This is a genomic window from Nocardioides sp. CPCC 206347 (genome assembly GCF_048654605.1).
Lineage (GTDB): Bacteria > Actinomycetota > Actinomycetes > Propionibacteriales > Nocardioidaceae > Nocardioides.
The window spans coordinates 311,956-330,130 of sequence record NZ_JBMCYZ010000001.1 but is presented as its reverse complement, the minus strand read 5'-3'; the positions used below and the strand labels follow the sequence as shown (position 1 = coordinate 330,130).

Genomic DNA, 18,175 nt, shown 5'->3' with positions numbered 1-18,175 from the left:
GCCGTGGATCCACGCCCTGCTGCCGATCGGGTGGCGCTCGGCACTGCCCTCCTCGGTGTTGCTGCCTTCGTGCTGATCGCGGCCAATCGAGTGCCCTGGGAGCCGGTCCCCGGGGGGATGCCCTCGCCCGTGGCTGCTTCCTCGGTGTTCTCTGCCGACGAGATCGCCCGTGCCGAGCACTTCGCCCAGTGGGGCCGGATCTGGAGCTGGTCCTCGCTGGCCGTGTCGCTCGCCGTGGCGGCCTGGTTCGGGTTCAGCCGGCGGGGGCGCCTGTGGGCCGACCGGATGCCGGGCTGGTGGTGGGTGCGCGTCCTGCTCGTCGTCGCGGCGCTGACCCTGGTCGCCCGGTTGGCGACCTTGCCGTTCGGGATCGCACTGCGTCGACTACGCCTCGACGAAGGTCTCGCTGCCGGCTCCTGGTCGGCGTGGGCACTGGATCTCGCGAAGGGTGAACTGGTCACCATCGTCTCGACCTCGATCGCGCTGATCGCACTGGTCGGTTGTGCGCGGCGCTGGCCGCGGATGTGGCCGGCGATCGGGGGAGTGCTCGCGGCGGCGCTGGTCGTCGCAGGGTCGTTCGTCTATCCGCTGGTCGTGGAGCCGCTCTTCAACCAGTTCGACCCGCTGCCCGACGGCGCACTGCGCACGGAGATCCTGGCGCTGGCCGACAGGGAAGGCGTCGACGTGGACGACGTGCTCGTCGCCGACGCATCACGTCGTACGACGACGCTCAACGCCTACGTGTCCGGGTTCGGGCACACGCGCCGGGTCGTTCTCTACGACACCCTCGTCGACGACACGCCCCGGGCCGAGACCTTGTCGGTGGTGGCGCACGAGCTCGCCCACGCGAAGTACGACGACGTCGTGACGGGAACGATGCTGGGCGCCGCTGGTGCGTTGGTGGGCGTCGGCCTGCTGGGGCTGCTGCTGCCGCGCCGACGCCTGAGCGGTGAAGTCGCAGACCCGCCGGACGTCGTACCGCGGGGGATCGCGATGAGTGCGGTCCCCACGGTCCTGGCGCTGGCAGCACTCGCAACGGTGCTCGCCGCGCCGGTGCAGAACGGCGTCAGTCGCAGGCTCGAGACCCGGGCAGACCAAACGGCGCTGGAGGTGACCAACGCCCCTCAGGCGTTCGTCGACCTCCAGCGCCGTCTGGCGCTGCGGTCCCATGCCGACCCCACACCCCCGGCATGGTCACAATGGTGGTTCGGTTCGCACCCGACCGTGCTGGAGCGACTCGCGCTCAGCGGGCCTCAGGAGCGGTGACCGGTCACCAGCGACTGTCGTTCGAGATTTCGAACAGGCCGAACACGCTGTCGCCGAAAAGGAGCACGGCAGTGATGATCACGCCGGCGATCAGGGCGATCAGGAGCGCGTACTCCACCGCCGTCGCGCCACGGTCGGACCGGCTAGCGGCAAGTGCGAACACGGGTTCCCCCCGGGGAATCGATGGGTCAAAAGCGGATCGGCCGCGCCACCGTGGTGACGCGGCCGATCACAGGCTTCGGTTTGCTCGATCAGCCGATGCTGCTGTTGACGTCGGTGAAGGCGTCCTTGAGGTTGTCACCCAGAATGGCGACGATGCCGACGATGACGGCGGCGATCAGGGCGACGAGCAGGCCGTACTCGACAGCGGTGGCGCCACGCTCGTCCATCTTCGCGATGCGGGCGTTGAGCAGGATGGTGAGGTACTGGACCATTGGGGTTCTCCCTTGAACTGTGGTGCTTCGGTGTCCCCGGGGAGTGTTCCCCGATGAGAGAACTCTGCCCGAGTTGACCGGGCCGCGGATCGGGAGTTCGTCTTGTCGCACCTAGTCACTTAGGACTACCGGTCGACGCGTTCCGGAAGCCCCTCAACGGGCCGACGGCTGGACCGTCGAGAGCAGTCCGATCCGCATCGCGGTGACCAGGGCCTGCGCGCGGTTGGAAGCGCCCAGCTTCTGGTAGATCCGGGCGATGTGCGACTTGGTGGTCGACTCGGACAGGTAGAGCTTCTGGCCGATGGCGGCGGCGTTGAGGCCTTCGGCGAGGAGGAGCAGTACGTCGTGCTCGCGCTCGGTCAGCGCGGTCGATTCAGCCGACTGGCGACGCATCATGGCGCCGACGAGGCCTGCGCACACGAAGGCCTTGGGGGACACCGCGGCGTGGCGGGCCGTCTTGATCACCTCGGTCGAGGGCGCGTCCTTGCCGACGAACCCTGACGCGCCGGCCTGCATCGCTGCGAAGATCTGCTCGTCGCCCGAGTGCATCGTGAGGACGATGAGCCCGACCGTGTCGCTCTCCTTGCGGATCGTGCGGACCACGTCGAGCCCGGTTCCGTCCTGCATCTGGAGATCGGTGATCACCACGTCGGGCTGGAACTGCCGCCACCGCTCGATGCCCTCAGCGACCGAGCCGGCGGTGGCCACGACATCGAGGTCCTCCTCGAGGTCGAGCACTGCCCCGAGCCCGTTGCGGATCAACTCGTGATCGTCGATCAGCAGGACCGTGATCTTGTCGCTCATCGCGTCTCCTCTGTGGTGGTCAGGGCCGGTACGGCGCCGACAGGATTCCGTGTGGTCTTCACCGACACCGAGACGGTGAGACCCCTGCTGGCATTGTCGCGTACCACGAGTTCCGCGCCGATCAGTCTTGCACGTTCGCGCATGATCTTGAGGCCGTGTGAGTCGCTGCGTGCGGTCTGGAGGCCGACGCCGTTGTCGGTGATGGTGATGATGGCGTCCGGGGCGTACACCTGGCACCGCACGTCGATCGCGGTGGCGCGCGCGTGCTTGACGGCGTTGTTGATGGCTTCCTGGGTGATCCGGAACAGTTCGGCCTCGACCTCGGGACGCAGCCGGGTCGGCTGTTCGTCGAGCCGGACCCTGATCGGGATGCCGGAGGACTCCGACAGGTGGCGGGCCACGCTGCTGATGGCTCCGCCCAGGCTTTCGTTCTCCCCGATGCTGGTGCGCAGGTTCATCACCGATTGCCGGACCTCGGCCACGACCTTGGTCACCCGCTCACGCAGCATCGCGAGGGCCTTGGCTTGTTGTTCATCGGCGGGCCGGGCCGCAAGCGCGTCGATGATGTAGCCGAGGGACGCAATGTCCTGCGCGACGCCGTCGTGCATCTCGCGCGCGAGCCGGTTCCGCTCGTCTGCCGTTGCTGCATCGCGGAACTGGGCGAACAACAGGGCGGCGTCCAGCTTGACGGCGTTGCCGGTGAGCTGGCTGGCCACGGCAGCGAGGGGGAGTGGTTCGGTGGTGTCCGATCCCGAGGGCCGCAGGCCGGCGACGATCGCCTGGTCGCTGACCCGGAAGGCGAAGCCCTGCCCGATCTCCACCGGGCCGGCCCTGTTCCCGGTGCTCTGGCGTACGTCGTTCGCCAGTGTTTCGCTGGCGACGGCATCGCCCGCTTCGAGCTCGACGGTCGAGGCGACGGGCGTCAGGGAATCCCCCCGGGCGACGTACAGGACCAGGCCACGGTTCGGGATCTGGTCGCTGACCTCGCTCAGGAGCTCGCCACCGAGCGCGCCGACGTCCAGCCCCGAGCTGAGGCTGCCGGCCAGGTCCAGGAGCTGCTTGAGGTGCTCCTGGGCGTCGCGATAGGGCGCGAGCGGGTCGGGGACCCGGTCCGAGGAGAAGGTCACTGCGGCGATCAGGCTCAGGCCCAGGCCGGCCATGATCCAGGTGAAGATGCCGACAGCTTGGTCGGAGGTGATCTTCTCCCACCACATCAGGCCGAGCGCGACCACGGCGATCAGCTCGACCAGGACGGTGCGCACCATCGTGCGCAGGCCAGCGACGGCGGTGGCGTACAGCGGCGGGACGACCAGTGCGGCGAGGACCGACGGCGCGTAGTTCATGCCGATGGCACCCACCACGCCGAGCGCGGCCGCCTCGGTCGAGGGGCTGAGCGAGAATCCGAGGTCCCGCCGGATCGACGTCACGCCCTGGTAGCCCCAGATGGCCGTGAGCGCCGCGAGCACCAGCAAGCCCTGCTCCTGGTGGAACCAGAGGATCGGTCCACCGATGGCGAGCAATGCAAAGAACCGCGACGCCCCGACGACCGCGTAGGCCTGGCTGCTGGGCATGTGCTCAGCCTAGGCCCAGCTACTGCGCATTGAAGCTGTCCATCGCCGAGAGGACGGGTGGACCCATGACGACGACGAACAGGCACGGCAGGATGAACAGGATCAGGGGGATCATGATCTTCACCGGGACCTGCTGTGCCTTCTCCTCGGCGTACTGCCGGCGCTTCGTACGAATCTCGGACGACTGCACGCGGAGCACCTGGCCGACGGGGATACCGAAGGCGTCTGCCTGCACCATGGCACCGACGAAGGTGTGCAGGTCCTCGACCTGGCTGCGGGTGCCCATTGCGCGCATCGCCTCCGAGCGCCCCATGCCCAGCTGCATCTCACGGAGCACCCGCGAGAACTCCTCGGAGATCGGGCCAGTGGTGTTGCGTGCGACCTGCTGGAGGGCGCCGTCGAACGCGAGACCGGCTTCAACGCTGATGGTCAGCAGGTCGACGGCATCAGCCAGGGTGCGCTTGATCTGGTCGGCACGCTTGGCCGCGGCCTGGTACAGGTAGAGGTCGGGTCCGAAGAAACCCAGCAGGAGGGCGGCGACAGCCGCGAGCAGCATCGTCGACACCGACAGGTTGAGAAGGGCGCAGTAGGCCAGTGCGCAGAGCGGCAGGACGACGGCGCAGATCACCTTGAGCGACACGACGCGGTCGACGGACCAGCCGCGGGGGTTCCCGGCGAAGTCGAGCTTGCGACGGATGCGTTCGGCCTTGTCGGCACCCGTGATCCGGCGCCCCAGGGTGAGCGCCCTGGCCTGCATCGGGTCCACGACGCGATCGGCAAAGGACCTGTCCGCCTCTGCAGCGAGCTCGTGGCCGGCCGTGCCGGACCTCTCGAGCGCCTGGAGGGCCCGCTCGAGGCCACGCGGCTGCTCCTTGGCGAAGGCAGCGGCAACGGCGGCGATGGCGCCGACGAACAGAAGGAAGGCAAGCAGTAGCAACATCAGGTTTCCACCTTCACCATGCGTGACATCCAGAAGGTCCCGATCGCCATCCAGACGACCCCGAAGCCCAGCAGTGCGTAGCCACGGACATCGGCGACGAGAGGATCAAGGAAGTCGCGGTTGGTCAGGAACAGATAAAGAGCGAAGACAGGCGGCAGCGCGCACAGGATCACGGCGGACATCCGGCCTTCCGCCGACAGCGCCTGCACGTGTCGGCGAAGGTACTGGCGTTCGCGCATGGTCGCCGCCACCGTGGTGAGGAGTTCGGCGAGGTTTCCGCCGACCTGGCGCTGGATCCGGATGGCCATCACGGCCCACGCGAAGTCCTTGCTCTGGAATCGCTCGGCGACGCCGTCGAAGGCGTCTTCAAGGGCCACGCCGATGCGGGCCTCGACCAGCACCCGCTTGAACTCGGAAGCGATCGGCTCGGAGCCTTCGCGGACCACTGTGTCGACGGCCTGGGCGAGGGACAGTCCTGCGCTCAGGGCGCCGGAAATCAGCTGCAGGACCTCGGGCAGCGCTTCATTGAACTTCTTGCGTCGCCGTCCCGCCTTGAATCGCAGGTAGACCGGCGGAAGGACGAACCCGAGGAGGACGAACAGGAGACCGATGATGATGTTGCCCTTGCCGAGCAGCAGCCCGACGACGCCGGAGGCGAGCACGACACCAACGTGGACGAGCAGCCATTCGGAAGGCTTGAACTCGCTGCCCGCGCCCGCGAGACGCAGGCTCAGCCGCTCATTGAGCGCGCTGTTGCGTTCCAGCACGCCGGCGGCGGCCGCCTTGGCCTGTTCGAGCACTGGCTCCCCGGCGGACTTCTCGTCCGACGGCTCGTCGCTGCGCGAGGTGAGGGTGCTGTAGGCAGTCACCCGGTCGGCAATGCTCATCGGTGCTGCAGGCGCAGGGACGAGGAGCATGGCTGCAGTCACGAGCCCGGCACCCATGACGGCAAGACCGACCCAGAGCAACCAGCCCGGTGCGTTCCAGCCACCCTCGTTGGGCAGGGTCGGGATCGCGTCCGGAAGGTCGGGCGTGCTGGCTGCCTCGATGGGAACCAGTCCCCGCGCCACCACCGGCTCGCCCGAGGTGGGGAGCGTGACGACGACGTTCGCGACATCGGCGTCGAAATTGGCGGGCAGGGGAGCGGTGACGAGCACCTGGTTCGCGATCGCCTGCGCCTGACTGGCGAACGCGTCGCCCAGCGCCGTTCCCGTGGAGGTGATGACGTCACCCTTGCCGGCGCGCGCAATGGTGCGCAGGGGGGCCAACTGCCGGTCGGCCAGGTCGAGGCCGATGATGTGGACGCTGGTCGCGTTGGTCTCGACAGCAGAGACAACGGCGTCGAGATCGGCCTTGCTCCCGGTGTCGGCACCGTCGGAGAGGACGAGCACGGTCCGCTGGCCGGATGTGCCCGCTGCGGTGACGGCGGCCATCAGGCCGTCGTACAGCAGCGTGTTCTGGCGCAGCGTCAGTCCGTCGATCACGGTCTCCGCGGCGCCACGGTCGGTCGTCGGCGCGAGGGCGACGTTCACCTCGGAGTCGAAGGTGACGATGCCGACCTCGACGTCTGGTGGCACGGTCTCCAGATAGGTCGTCGCCGCCTGCTTGGCCGCCTCGAAACGACCGGCCTCACGCATCGAGCGACTGGTGTCGATGGCGAGCACGGTGGTCCGCTTGATCACCGAACCGCTGCTCGTGGCCGACGCCGTCGCGTCCAGGTCCGTTCCCTCGAGTGTGGCGCTGACGCCGTCGAGGTCGGTCTGGACTCCGGCCGGTACGTCGACCAGGATCCGGAGGCCGTCGGCTGTGGACTCGACGTGGGCGATCGAGCCGTCCTCCGCCGACGCCGGGCTCGCAGGGAGCAGCAGCGCGGCGACCACGACGACGAGCAGCGCCGCGAGGCGGTGGAGTGCCCGACGCCCCGGCATCAGATTCGTTCCGTTCGGAAGATCGTCGGATCGACGGCGACGTTGGCGTAGGCGAGCTTCTCGAGGAACTTCGGTCGAAGTCCGGTCGTGCGCAGACGACCGAGGATCCGGCCGTTCTCGTCGAAACCGGCCGAGTTGTCGAAGACGAAGATGTCCTGGAGGGTGATGATGTCGCCCTCCATCCGCTCGACCTCGGTGATGTGGGTGATGCGACGCGAGCCGTCCTTGAACCGGGTCTGGTGCACGATCAGGTCGACAGCGGAGGACACCTGCTCGCGAATGGCCCGGATCGGCAGGTCCATGCCCGCCATCAGCACCATCGTCTCCATGCGGGCCAGCGTGTCGCGCGGGCCGTTGGAGTGCAGGGTGCAGATCGAGCCGTCGTGGCCTGTGTTCATGGCCTGGAGCATGTCGAGCGCCGAGGCGTCACGGACCTCACCGACGACGATGCGGTCGGGGCGCATGCGCAGACAGTTGCGGACGAGGTCACGGATGGTCACGGCACCCTTGCCCTCGATGTTCGCGGGACGCGACTCGAGGCGGACGACATGGTCCTGCTTGAGCTGGAGCTCGGCAGCGTCCTCGATCGTGACGATGCGCTCGTCGGTCGGGATGAAGGACGACAGCACGTTGAGCGTCGTGGTCTTTCCGGCACCCGTACCGCCCGACACGATGACGTTCAGGCGCCCTCGCACGCAGGCGTCGAGGAAGTCCGCGGTCTGCGGGGTGAGCGAGCCGAAGTTGATCAGGTCCTGCACCGTCAACGGATCCGTGGAGAACTTCCGGATCGTGAGGGCGGAGCCGTCGATCGCCAGCGGCGGGACGACAGCGTTGACACGGCTGCCGTCAGGCAGACGGGCATCCACCATCGGCGAGGACTCGTCGACTCGTCGGCCGATGCGCGACACGATCTTGTCGATCGTGCGGCGCAGGTGCGCCTCGTCGGCGAAGTGGGCATCCGACTTCGTGAGCCGGCCATTCTTCTCGAGCCACACGCTGTCGTAGCCGTTGACCATGACCTCGGAGACCTCGGGGTCGCGCAGGTGCGGGTCGATCGGTCCGTAGCCGAGGATGTCGTCGGTGATCTCCTGGGTGACCCGGCTGCGGTCGCCCGCGCTGAGCGGTCGGTCCTGTGCGCCCAGCACCTCGGACAGCACGGAGCGCACCTTCTGGTCCAGCTCGTCCTGGTCCATCTCGGCGTCGTACAGGTGCGGGCCGAGCTGCTTGAGCAGCTCGGCGTGCACGCTGCTCTTCAGCTCCTCGATGCGGTCGGCTTCCTGTGCCGCCATGGTCCGGCGTGCGCCGGGGCGCCCTTCGGTGGCGGCGACGGCGGTGCGCGAGGACAGCGGGCCGGGTGTCTTCGCCTTGGACTCCACTTCGGCCGCCGCGGTGGGGACGGGGGCGTCGGGGGTACCGGCTCCCTCGACCGCGAGGTCGTCCTCGGTGGAAGGTGCTGCGTGCTTGCCCTGGGCGGCGGCTGCTGCTTCCTGGCGTGCCGCGGCGAGGCGATCGGAGAGGCTGGACATCAATTCCTCCCGCGGCGGAAGAGTCCGCGCGACCGCGTGTGATCGGTCTGGTCGGTGGTTCTGGACTGGGGTACCGGGACCGGCTGACCGGTCACGGAGGCGGCAAGCCGGGTGTAGGCGATGCTGGCTGCGTGGCCCGGCTTGTGCGTGATGATCGGCGTGCCGGCGTTGGTGGCCGCCGCGATGTCGACCGCCGTGGCGACCTGCGCCGAGACGGGCATCGACAGGATGCTCTCCACCTTCTCGACACTGATCCCGACCTCGTCATCGGCACGGTTGAGCAGCAGGTGCCGGTGTCCTCGGGCGATGTTGAGCATGTCCATCGTCTCGAGTGCGACCTTGACGTTCTTCAGGGTCGGTACATCGAGCGTTGCGATGATGACGCACTCGTCGGTCTCGTCGAGGGCGGTGAGGGTCGCGTCGTCGAACGACGGCGAGGTGTCGACCACGATGTAGTCGAAGCCGTCGCGCAGGGTGCGCAGGATCCGTGAGATCAGCAGCGGGGTGATCCGCTCGCGGACGTCGGGATGGGCCGGCGCAGCCAGCACGACCAGTGAGTCCTGTGCGCGCGTCAACAGGCCTTCGATCATGCCGAGGTCGATCGAGTCCTCGGCGCCGACGGCCTGCTCGATCGAGTGCGTCGGGAACAGCTGCATGGTGATCGCGACGTCGCCGAACGCGAGGTCCAGGTCGACGAGGCACACCTTGCGGGCGCCGCCATCGGTCAGCGCGAGCGCCAGGTTCACCGATGAGGTCGTCTTGCCCACGCCGCCCTTGGGGGAGAAGACGGTGACGATCCGCCCCAGCTGGCGTGCCCCACCGGGGCCGCGCAGTGCCTGGTGCAGCTGGTGGGCGCGCTCGATGGCTCCGGTGAGCGACTTCTGGTCGGCTGCAACGACGACGTCGCGGACCCCGGCGTGCATGGCACGCGTGAGGACATCCGTGTCGTACTGGTCGCGGACGAGGACGACGCTCACGGTCGGGCGCTTGATCCGCAGGTCCTCGGCCGTGGCGAGTGCGACGGCGAAGTCCACGGACGGTCCGAACGCGACGACGTACTCGTCGGCGTGCTGGTCGAGCCAGGCGAGCCCGCGTTCGCTCGTCCCGACGGCCTGCGAGCCCGGCGGCATGCCACCGAGGAGCTGGTCGACGAGCGAGGAATCCTGTTCTACGAGAACCGGCATGAGGACCTCACCGAGCGTCGCGGATGGTGGCGCAAGGACCGGTCTTGTCGACCTTGACGTCACTTGCCGAGTTCAGCAGGGCGACGGACAGCACGCCGCGCTTCTTGCCGTCCTCGATCTGCTCGAACTGCTCCTGCGTGACCGCAAGGTGCAGCGCGGGCGATGCTCCGACCACAGGCGCTTCCTCGCCCTCGGGTACGACGGTGGTCGTCGCGCCGACGGAGATGACCGAGACACGGTCGATGAGGAGACAGGTCGGGGTGCTGGCGTCCGTGGTCAGGAAGACCGCGAGCTGCGAGCCCGGCAGGATGAACGAGCCCACCGGAAGGTCGAAGGACTGCGGCTTGGCGATCATGCCGGCCGGCAGTGGCAGCGTGGCGACGTCGATCGTGTCGCCCACCCCGCCGAACTTCGTCGACAGCAGTTGCTCGCCGGCGTACAGCGTGGTGAGTGCGACCTTGTCGTCCAGGCTGGTCAGCTCGCTCTGGCGAAGGGCACTCTCGAGGACCGAACCCTTCGGGACATCGGTCTCGCTGAGCTTGCCGGAGTCGAGCGCCGACTTGATGCTCTCACCCGGCAGGACGGTCTTTCCGGCAGCGACGGTGACGACCTTGGTCGTCTCGTACTTCTCGGCCGCCCTCGACTCTGCGCCGCGCGCAAAGATGAAGACGAGTCCGACACCGAGGGCTGCAATCACTGCAGCAACAACAAGCATCAACCTGCGACGGTCCACTTCAGAGCCCTCCCGCTCCCCATGCGTTGTCCGGGGCGATCCCTCCCAGGACCCCGGCAACAACTCACTCCGAAAGAAAATGTCAGTACGCCCGCCCTCCCCGGCTGTGGCGCATCGCGAGGTTAGCGAAAGACGCGGTATGGAGGTGACGAAAGTCGCAAAATCGCCACCATTCGATACCGGACCGAGACCAGACCCGGGACCGCCTGGTCAGATCGGATGGTTGAACTCTGACCGATCGGTGGTCGTCAGGCGTACAGGGCGGCGATCTCGTCCCGGCTCTCGCGCATCACGACGTTGCGCTTGAGCTTCAGGCTCGGGGTGACCTGGCCGGCTTCCTCGGTCCAGTCGTACGGGAGGATCGTGAACTTGCGGATCGACTCCGCCTTGGAGACGGCCTTGTTCGCCTCGTCGACCGCTGTCTGGATCGCCGCGCGCAGGTCCTCGTCCTCGACCAGGTCCGCGATCGTGCCCGACTTGCCGTGCTGGTCTGCCCATGCGGGGAAGGCCTCTTCGTCGATCGTCACGAGCGCCCCGATGAACGGCTGTCCGTCGCCGACCACCAGGCACTGGCTCACCAGGGCGGCCGAGCGGACCCGGTCCTCGAGGACGGCAGGGGCGACGTTCTTGCCGCCCGCGGTCACCAGGATCTCCTTCTTGCGACCGGTGATCCGGACGAAGCCCTCGTCATCGACCTCGCCGACGTCCCCGGTGCGGAACCACCCGTCGGCATCCAGCGCCTCGGCCGTGGCCGCATCGTTGTTCCAGTAGCCGGCGAACACCTGGCCACCGCGGAAGAGCAGCTCGCCGTCGTCGGCGATCCGGACGGCGACACCCGGCAGGGGACGTCCGACCGTGCCCACCTTCTGGGCGTCGGGCAGGTTCACGGTGAGGGCGGCCGTGGTCTCGGTGAGCCCGTAGCCCTCGAGGACCGTGACGCCGACACCCCGGTAGAAGTGCCCGAGGCGGTCACCCAGCGGTGCGCCGCCCGACACGGCGAACTCGCAGTGGCCACCGAGGGCTGCGCGGAGGCGTCCGTAGACGAGCCGGGAGAAGAGGGCGTGCTGGGCGCGGATCCGGACGGGGATGCGGCCGTTGTCCTGCGCGCGGGAGTAGGCGATCGCCGTTTCGGCGGCGCGGTCGAAGATCTTGCCCTTGCCGTCGGCCGTGGCGTTCTGGGACGCGGTGTTGAACACCTTCTCGAAGACCCGAGGGACGGCGAGGATGAACGTCGGCTGGAACGTCGCGAGCTGGGGGAGCAGGGTCTTGATGTCGGACGTGTGGCCGAGTCGGGTGCGGGACTTGATGCAGCCGACCTGGATGATCCGCGCGAAGACGTGCGCGAGCGGCAGGAAGAGCAGGGTCGAGGCGTCCTCGGAGTCGAAGAGCCGGTCGAGCTCGGCCACGGCCGTGGTCAGCTCGGTCTGGAAGTTCCCGTGGGTCAGCATGCAACCCTTCGGGCGGCCGGTGGTTCCCGACGTGTAGATGAGGGTGGCCAGGTCGCCCGGGCCGGCCGTCGTACGGCGGGCTTCGAGCTCCTTGTCGCTCACGCCGGAGCCGAGACCGGTCAGCTCGGCGACGGCGTCGCCGTCGATGGTCCAGAGGTACTCGAGCTCCGGCAGGTCGGGGCGCGAGGGCCGCACCCGGTCCGCGTGCCCGCGGTCCTCCACGACGATCGCCCGGGCACCCGAGTCGGAGAGGATCCAGCGGATCTGTTCCTCCGACGAGCTCTCGTAGATCGGCACCGTGGCAGCGCCGGCGAACCAGATCGCGTAGTCGAACAGCGTCCATTCGTAGCGTGTGCGCGAGATCACGGCGACCCGGTCGCCGGCCTCCACGCCGGCCGCCATCAGGCCCTTCGCGACTGCCGAGACGTCGGCGAGGAACTGGGCACACGAGACGTCGTACCACCCGCCGGCGTCGTCCGAACGGCTGAATTGTGCCTCGTCAGGAGCCTGTTCGGCGTTCCTGACGACATCGTCGGTCAGGTTCCCGGACGTCGGGATCGTGATCGTCTGCGGGGTGGAGTACTCGCGCACCGTTCCTCCTGCTGTGGGGCCGCACGAAGGGTACTCCGCCGTCCGGCCCCTGCCATCCCCAGGGACGAAGTCCGGTAGCCTGCCGCCATGGCCGAACAGACGTCTTCGTCGATCGTTGTCGACGCCCCCGCAGCGGATGTGATGGCCGTCATCGCGGACTTCCCGGCGTATCCCGCGTGGGCCAAGGGTGTCACCGTCGCGGACGTCACGGCATCCTTCGACGCTGACGACGATGCGCAGCGTGGCCGGGCTCGTGAGGTGTTCTTCGCGCTGGACGTGTCGCCGATCAAGGACGAGTACACGCTTGCCTATGAGTGGGACGGCGACAACCAGGTCACCTGGTCGCTGGTCGAGGGCAAGATGCTCAAGGCGCTCGAGGGCGCGTACGTGCTGCGTGAGACTGCGCCGAACACGACGCAGGTGACCTACCGACTGTCCCTGGACGTGTCGATCCCCCTGATCGGGATGCTCAAGCGCAAGGGCGAGAAGATCCTGATCGACACCGCGCTCAAGGGCCTGAAGAAGCGCGTCGAGTCCGGCGCCTGAGGCGCCGCGGATGCAGGACCAGTCCGTGCGGATCATTCTGTTCACCGGCAAGGGTGGCGTCGGCAAGTCGACCGTCTCCGCTGGTACGGCTGCGCTCGCAGCCGCCCGCGGACTGCGCACCCTGGTGATCTCGACCGACGCGGCGCACTCCCTGGCGGACGCCTACGGCGCGCCCGGTGACGCCCGCCCGTCCGAGCCGACCGAGGTGGCACCGAACCTGTTCCTCCAGCAGGTCGACGCCCAGCTGCGGTTCGAGCAGTCCTGGGCCGACATCCAGCGATACCTGTTGACCGTGCTCGACGCGGTCGGCATGGATCCGGTGGCGGCCGAGGAGATGACGGTCATTCCGGGCGCCGAGGAGGTGCTGGCGCTGCTCGAGCTGCGCCAGCACGCGCGCTCCGGCACGTGGGACGTCATCGTCGTCGACTGCGCCCCGACGGCCGAGACGCTGCGACTGCTTGCTCTCCCCGAGGCCCTCGGCTGGTACCTCGAGCGGCTTCTCCCGATCCAGCGCCGCCTGGTCAAGGCTCTGCGCCCGATCCTGAACCGTGCGGCCGGTGTGCCCATGCCGGGCGATGACGTCTTCGATGCGATCACCCGGCTCCACGCCGAGCTCGACGACGCGCAGGCCCTGCTGTCGGGCCCCGACGCCAGCGTCCGGCTGGTCCTGACCCCCGAGAAGATGGTGCTGGCCGAGGCCCGACGGGCGTTCACCAGCCTGTGCCTGTTCGGTTACCGGGTGGACGGCGTGGTCGCGAACCGGGTGTTTCCCGCCGACGCGGCCGACGAGTGGCGCGCCGGATGGGTGGCTGCACAGCAGGGCGTGCTCACCGAGGTTGCCGAGTCCTTCACCGGCCTGCCGATCTTCACGTCCGAGTACCAGCCGGCGGAGCCGGTCGGGGTCGAGGCGGTCGCTGCCCTCGCCGCAGCGTTGTACGACGGCGCCGACCCACTTGCCCCGCCGATCGGGGAAGGCCCGTTCCGGGTGTCCCGACCCGACGAAGGCGGGGCCGTGGTCCACTTGTCCCTGCCGTTCGTCACCCGCTCGGAGGTGGACCTTGCCCGCAACGGAGACGAGCTCGTCATGACGGTCGGTTCCTATCGCCGGTTGCTGACCCTGCCCGCCGGGCTTGCCCGGCTGCGGGTCGCCGGTGCGCGCGTGGTCGACGGCGAACTACGAGTCCGGTTCGCCGAGCCGACACCGGCGGCGGCATCTGCCGGCACAGGCGAGGAGCGCCGATGACCGACGAGAAGGAACCCGAGATCGGCAGCGTCGGCGAGGAGGCGATGAAGCTCTTCGGTGCCCTGGCCGATGCCGCGCGCCAGCAGGCGGGCGAAGCGGCCGGAAGCGCCGGCGGATTCGCAGCGCAGGCAGCCGCGATGGCCCACGAGGTCAGCGAGCACATCGCGACGGGCGAGGCGGAGTGCCGCTACTGCCCGGTCTGTCGTGTCGTGCACGCCGTGCGCCAGACCTCCCCGGAGGTCAAGACGCACCTGATGGTCGCGGCGTCGTCGTTGCTGCAGGCCGCTGCCGGACTCATGGAGACCCTCCCGCCGCCGCCTGGCGCGGACAGTGGGCATCCGCGGACTGCCGAGGTCGAGCACATCGACCTCGACGACGGAGACGAGACGACGTGACGACGATCCAGACCGGTGGCCTGACGTGCGGCATCGACATCGGCGGCACCAAGATCGCGGGCGCCGTGGTCGACGCCGAGGGCAGGGTGATCGCGGAGTCACGGGTGGAGTCGCCCGCCACGGACCCCGAGGCCATGGAGGCTGCTGCGGCAGGACTCGTCGCTGAACTGGTGGCGGAGCATCCGGTGACGGCCATCGGCGTGGGGGCCGCCGGTTACATCGCTTCCGACCGGTCGACGGTGCTCTTCGCGCCGAACATTGCGTGGCGCAACGAGCCCCTGGGCGTCGATCTGGCCCGGCTCACCGGACTGCCGGTCGTCGTCGAGAACGACGCCAACGCTGCGGCGTGGGGCGAGTTCCGGCACGGCGCCGGACGCGACGTCGACGACCAGTTGATGGTCACCGTCGGTACGGGTGTCGGCGGCGGAATCGTCACGGGTGGCCAACTGCTGCGCGGCGCCTTCGGCGTTGCGGCCGAGATCGGCCACCTGTGTGTCGTCCCGGACGGACGACTGTGCGGCTGCGGCAATCGAGGCTGTCTCGAGCAGTACGGCAGCGGCTCGGCGCTGGTGCGGGCGACGCGGGAGGCAGTCGCCGGGAGCTCGCTGCTCGCACAGGGCCTCCTGGACCGCGCAGGGGGCGACCCGTCCGCGATCACCGGTCCGATGATCACCCAGGCTGCCCAGGACGGTGACCGCTTCGCCATCGAACAGCTGGAGGAGCTCGGTGCGTGGCTCGGCCACGGCATCGCTTCCCTGGTGACTGTTCTGGATCCCGCGGTGATCGTCGTCGGCGGTGGCGTCAGCCTGGCCGGTGACCTCCTGCTGGACCCGTTGCGGGCGACCTTCGACCGCGAGCTGGCAGGGCGTGGATTCCGTCCGCGCGCCGAGGTGCGACCGGCAGCGCTCGGCAACCGCGCCGGCGTCATCGGTGCGTCCGACCTCGCGCGCATCTGAGGTAGCGCTGATGGCCGGGGACACGTGGGTCGGTGTCGACGTCGGTGGCACCAAGGTGCTGGCGGTGCGGGTGTCGGCCGACGGTGCGGTCGAGGCGATGGCGACCCGCCCGATGCCGGGCCGGAACGCCTCCGAGTCGGCCGTCGAGGACGCCGTCGAGCTCGCCGCCCGCGACGTGTACGACGACCGGGCGCCGGTCGCGCTCGGGGTCTCCGCCGCGGGGCTGGTCGACGCCGCCGGGGAGCGCTACCTGTTCGGCGCCCACCTGCCCTGGCGCAGTGCTCCCGTGCGGGAGCGGCTCGCGTCGCGGACCGGCCTTGTCGTCGTACTCGAGAACGACGCGAACTGTGCGGCCCACGCCGAGCTGGTCGTGGGGGCGGGGCAGGGTGTCGACTCGATGCTGATGATCACCATCGGCACCGGTATCGGCGGCGCGCTCGTCCTCGGCGGACGTGTGGTCCGCGGAGCCAACGGGCTGGCCGGAGAGTTCGGCCACATGCAGGTCGTGCCGGACGGCCTGGCGTGCGAGTGCGGGCTGCGCGGGTGCTGGGAGCAGTACTGCAGCGGGCGGGCCCTCGAGCGCGTCACGCGCGTGGCACTGGGCCGCCACCTCGACGGTCCCGAGGTCGCCGCCATGGCGTTCGCCGGTGACGAGGTCGCCCGGCAGGCCTTCGCGTCGATCGGCACCTGGCTGGGTGTGGGTGTCGCAGGACTGGTGTCCGCCTTCGATCCCCAGCTCGTCGTGGTCGGCGGCGGCGTCTCCGCGGTGGGGGACCTCCTGCTCGCTCCTGCGCGTGCCGCACTCGCCGACTCGTTGCAGGGAACCGCCTACCGTCCGGTTCCGCCGCTGGTCGCGGCGCAGAGCGGGCCCGAAGCCGGAGCCGTCGGCGCCGCGCTCCTGGCGCGCGACAGGGGAAGCCGCCGATGACGACGACGCGAACAGCCTGGCTGTGGTGGGCCACCACCCGACTGGTGCTGCTGATGGCCATGGTCACGGTCGAGACGGGTGTTGGCTTCGATCTGAACCATTACCGCGAGAGCCTCGCCGATCTCGGTGCAGACGGCGTGGCCGGGACACTGCGCGAGTACCCCGTGCCGGCACTCCTCGTCCTCGCGGTGCCCTACGCGTTGCTGGCCTTGATCGACGCCACCAGCTACTACTCGCTCGTCGTGATCCTGTTGGCCGTCGCGCTCGACGGGGCGTTCTTGCGCGTCCTCCTCGCGCGCAGGATCGTTGCGACACAAGGGCAGATGGGCGGACTTCCCCTGCCGTCAGCCGTCTGGCTGGCCGCCGTACCGGCCATCGGGTCGCTGACGTACGCGCGCTTCGACCTCCTGCCAGGTGTCCTGATCGCGCTGGCCCTGCTCGCGCTGGTTGATGCGCCGCGCCGGGCAGCCGTGTTCGGTGCCTTGGCGACGGGCGTGAAGTACTGGCCCGCACTGGTGCTGCCGACACTTGCCGCGACGCTGTCGAGCCGGGTTCGGGTGCTCGTGAGCGGTGCGGTGGCCGGTGCGTTCCTGCTGGGAGTCAGCTTGTTGCTCGGTGGCTGGGACCGGGTCGTGTCGCCTCTGGACTACCAGGGCGACCGTGGCCTGCAGATCGAGTCCGTCGCGGCCACTCCGGCGATGGTGCGCTGGGCCATCGACCCTGCGGCTTACGACGTCTCCTTCGCCAGAGCGCTGGCCTGGGAGATCGACGGACCCGGTGTCCCCGTCCTGATCACGGTTTCGACGATCGCGACGGCGGCGCTCTTGCTGGGCATGGTCGCGCTGTGGGCGCTCGGTTGGCGCTGCCTGAAGGATTTTCAGCACAGTCTGCCCGCGACGATCTGGCTGACCCTCGCGGCGGTGTCAGCGTTCCTCGTCAGCGGGAAGGTGTTGAGCCCGCAGTACCTCATCTGGCTGCTGCCGGCGTCGTGCGCCGGGCTGGCGCTGCTCGAGGACGCGGACGAGCTGCGGCGCCTGAAGCGCTGGACGGCCGCGCTACTGGTGACGGCAGTGGCCACGCACGTGATCTTCCCGCACGGCTATCTCGAGCTGGTCGAGCACACTTCGTGGAGCGGGGCAGTAGTGGCTCTGCTGGTGCTGCGCAACGTCCTGCTCGTCGGTCTGTGCGGCTACGCGTTCGCGTCCGCGACCAGGCTCGTCACACGACCGCGCCGTCGTCCCACGGATCACGCGGCGACCGCGGAAGCGTGAAGACGAGGTAGCAGAAGCCGAGGACGAAGCCGCCGACGAGGATCCAGCCGAGGACCTGCGGCATGCCGAGTCCCAGCACGAGGAAGACCAGCAGCACGGTCGGTGACCCGAAGACACCGAGCCAGGCCAGGAACCGGTCGGGCGGGGGCATCGGCACCGGCGGCGGGCTGTCGGGGACGAAGCGGTCGATCTCGTCGAGGGCGTCGTCGTCGAACAGGCTCGAACGCACCGGGTCCTCGTCGCGGAGGTCGGGATCGAGCGGGGTTTCGACGCGACCCTCATCGGCGCGGTCGTCGACAGCGTCGAGCTCGGCGCGTTCGCCGTAGTTCTCGACGATCTTCTGCCACGCGGAGTCCTGCTCCTCGGGGTTCTCCCGTTTCACGACTTCAGCCTACGCTGCGGGCGCTGACG

General features: G+C 69.1%; 18 protein-coding genes. 7 read left to right on the top strand and 11 right to left on the bottom strand.

Going from position 1 to position 18,175, the window contains the following annotated elements; all coding sequences use genetic code 11:
- Positions 1-3: 3 nt before the first annotated feature.
- The gene (locus ACOACQ_RS01525) at positions 4-1,266 is read left to right on the top strand and encodes a M48 family metalloprotease (RefSeq protein WP_378597462.1); all 1,263 of its coding nucleotides are present in this window, start codon (positions 4-6) and stop codon (positions 1,264-1,266) included.
- Positions 1,267-1,270: 4 nt separating this feature from the next.
- On the opposite strand, the gene ACOACQ_RS01520 is transcribed toward ACOACQ_RS01525, so the two are convergent.
- From ACOACQ_RS01520 to ACOACQ_RS01475, 10 genes are all read right to left on the bottom strand, one after another.
- Positions 1,271-1,429, bottom strand: a complete 159-nt coding sequence (locus ACOACQ_RS01520; protein ID WP_378597463.1) for a Flp family type IVb pilin — start codon at positions 1,427-1,429, stop codon at positions 1,271-1,273.
- An 88-nt stretch (positions 1,430-1,517) separates the two neighbouring features.
- The gene (locus tag ACOACQ_RS01515) at positions 1,518-1,700 is read right to left on the bottom strand and encodes a Flp family type IVb pilin (RefSeq protein WP_378597464.1); all 183 of its coding nucleotides are present in this window, start codon (positions 1,698-1,700) and stop codon (positions 1,518-1,520) included.
- Positions 1,701-1,853: 153 nt separating this feature from the next.
- Complete coding sequence (locus tag ACOACQ_RS01510; RefSeq protein ID WP_378597465.1) at positions 1,854-2,504, bottom strand: response regulator; 651 nt, start codon at positions 2,502-2,504, stop codon at positions 1,854-1,856.
- Positions 2,501-4,075, bottom strand: a complete 1,575-nt coding sequence (locus ACOACQ_RS01505; RefSeq protein ID WP_378597466.1) for a sensor histidine kinase — start codon at positions 4,073-4,075, stop codon at positions 2,501-2,503. The genes ACOACQ_RS01510 and ACOACQ_RS01505 overlap by 4 nt, the downstream gene beginning before the upstream one ends.
- A gap of 19 nt (positions 4,076-4,094) precedes the next feature.
- Entirely contained in the window at positions 4,095-5,015 is a 921-nt protein-coding gene (locus tag ACOACQ_RS01500; RefSeq protein ID WP_378597467.1) for a type II secretion system F family protein, read from the bottom strand.
- Positions 5,015-6,943, bottom strand: coding sequence for a type II secretion system F family protein (locus tag ACOACQ_RS01495; RefSeq protein ID WP_378597468.1), 1,929 nt, complete (start codon positions 6,941-6,943; stop codon positions 5,015-5,017). The genes ACOACQ_RS01500 and ACOACQ_RS01495 overlap by 1 nt, the downstream gene beginning before the upstream one ends.
- Positions 6,943-8,469 (bottom strand): CpaF family protein, encoded by a 1,527-nt coding sequence (locus tag ACOACQ_RS01490; RefSeq protein ID WP_378597469.1) that lies wholly within the window; start codon positions 8,467-8,469, stop codon positions 6,943-6,945. The genes ACOACQ_RS01495 and ACOACQ_RS01490 overlap by 1 nt, the downstream gene beginning before the upstream one ends.
- On the bottom strand, positions 8,469-9,653 hold the full coding sequence (locus tag ACOACQ_RS01485; protein ID WP_378597470.1) for an AAA family ATPase: 1,185 nt from the start codon (positions 9,651-9,653) through the stop codon (positions 8,469-8,471). The genes ACOACQ_RS01490 and ACOACQ_RS01485 overlap by 1 nt, the downstream gene beginning before the upstream one ends.
- 7 nt (positions 9,654-9,660) lie before the next feature.
- Positions 9,661-10,350, bottom strand: coding sequence for a hypothetical protein (locus tag ACOACQ_RS01480; RefSeq protein WP_420287451.1), 690 nt, complete (start codon positions 10,348-10,350; stop codon positions 9,661-9,663).
- Positions 10,351-10,634: 284 nt separating this feature from the next.
- Entirely contained in the window at positions 10,635-12,425 is a 1,791-nt protein-coding gene (locus tag ACOACQ_RS01475; protein WP_378597472.1) for an AMP-dependent synthetase/ligase, read from the bottom strand.
- A gap of 87 nt (positions 12,426-12,512) precedes the next feature.
- On the opposite strand from ACOACQ_RS01475, the gene ACOACQ_RS01470 reads away from it, so the two are divergent.
- Genes ACOACQ_RS01470 through ACOACQ_RS01445 form a run of 6 tightly spaced genes read left to right on the top strand, consistent with a single transcriptional unit; the run spans position 12,513 to position 17,764 of the window.
- A complete protein-coding gene (locus ACOACQ_RS01470; protein ID WP_378597473.1) occupies positions 12,513-12,971 on the top strand; it encodes an SRPBCC family protein in 459 nt (152 codons plus the stop codon).
- A 10-nt stretch (positions 12,972-12,981) separates the two neighbouring features.
- Complete coding sequence (locus ACOACQ_RS01465; protein ID WP_420287450.1) at positions 12,982-14,214, top strand: ArsA family ATPase; 1,233 nt, start codon at positions 12,982-12,984, stop codon at positions 14,212-14,214.
- The gene (locus tag ACOACQ_RS01460; protein WP_378597475.1) at positions 14,211-14,609 is read left to right on the top strand and encodes a hypothetical protein; all 399 of its coding nucleotides are present in this window, start codon (positions 14,211-14,213) and stop codon (positions 14,607-14,609) included. Before ACOACQ_RS01465 ends, ACOACQ_RS01460 begins: the two co-directional genes overlap by 4 nt.
- Positions 14,606-15,565 carry an ROK family glucokinase gene (locus ACOACQ_RS01455; protein ID WP_378597476.1) on the top strand — a complete coding sequence of 320 codons (960 nt, stop codon included), beginning with the start codon at positions 14,606-14,608 and terminating at the stop codon, positions 15,563-15,565. The genes ACOACQ_RS01460 and ACOACQ_RS01455 overlap by 4 nt, the downstream gene beginning before the upstream one ends.
- A gap of 10 nt (positions 15,566-15,575) precedes the next feature.
- Positions 15,576-16,493 (top strand): ROK family protein, encoded by a 918-nt coding sequence (locus tag ACOACQ_RS01450; protein WP_378597477.1) that lies wholly within the window; start codon positions 15,576-15,578, stop codon positions 16,491-16,493.
- Positions 16,490-17,764 carry a hypothetical protein gene (locus ACOACQ_RS01445; RefSeq protein ID WP_420287449.1) on the top strand — a complete coding sequence of 425 codons (1,275 nt, stop codon included), beginning with the start codon at positions 16,490-16,492 and terminating at the stop codon, positions 17,762-17,764. Before ACOACQ_RS01450 ends, ACOACQ_RS01445 begins: the two co-directional genes overlap by 4 nt.
- Here the strand turns inward: ACOACQ_RS01445 and ACOACQ_RS01440 are convergent.
- Positions 17,712-18,146: a hypothetical protein gene (locus tag ACOACQ_RS01440; protein WP_378597479.1), complete on the bottom strand. Its 435-nt coding sequence runs from the start codon at positions 18,144-18,146 to the stop codon at positions 17,712-17,714. The genes ACOACQ_RS01445 and ACOACQ_RS01440 overlap by 53 nt on opposite strands.
- Between the last annotated feature and the right edge of the window lie 29 nt (positions 18,147-18,175).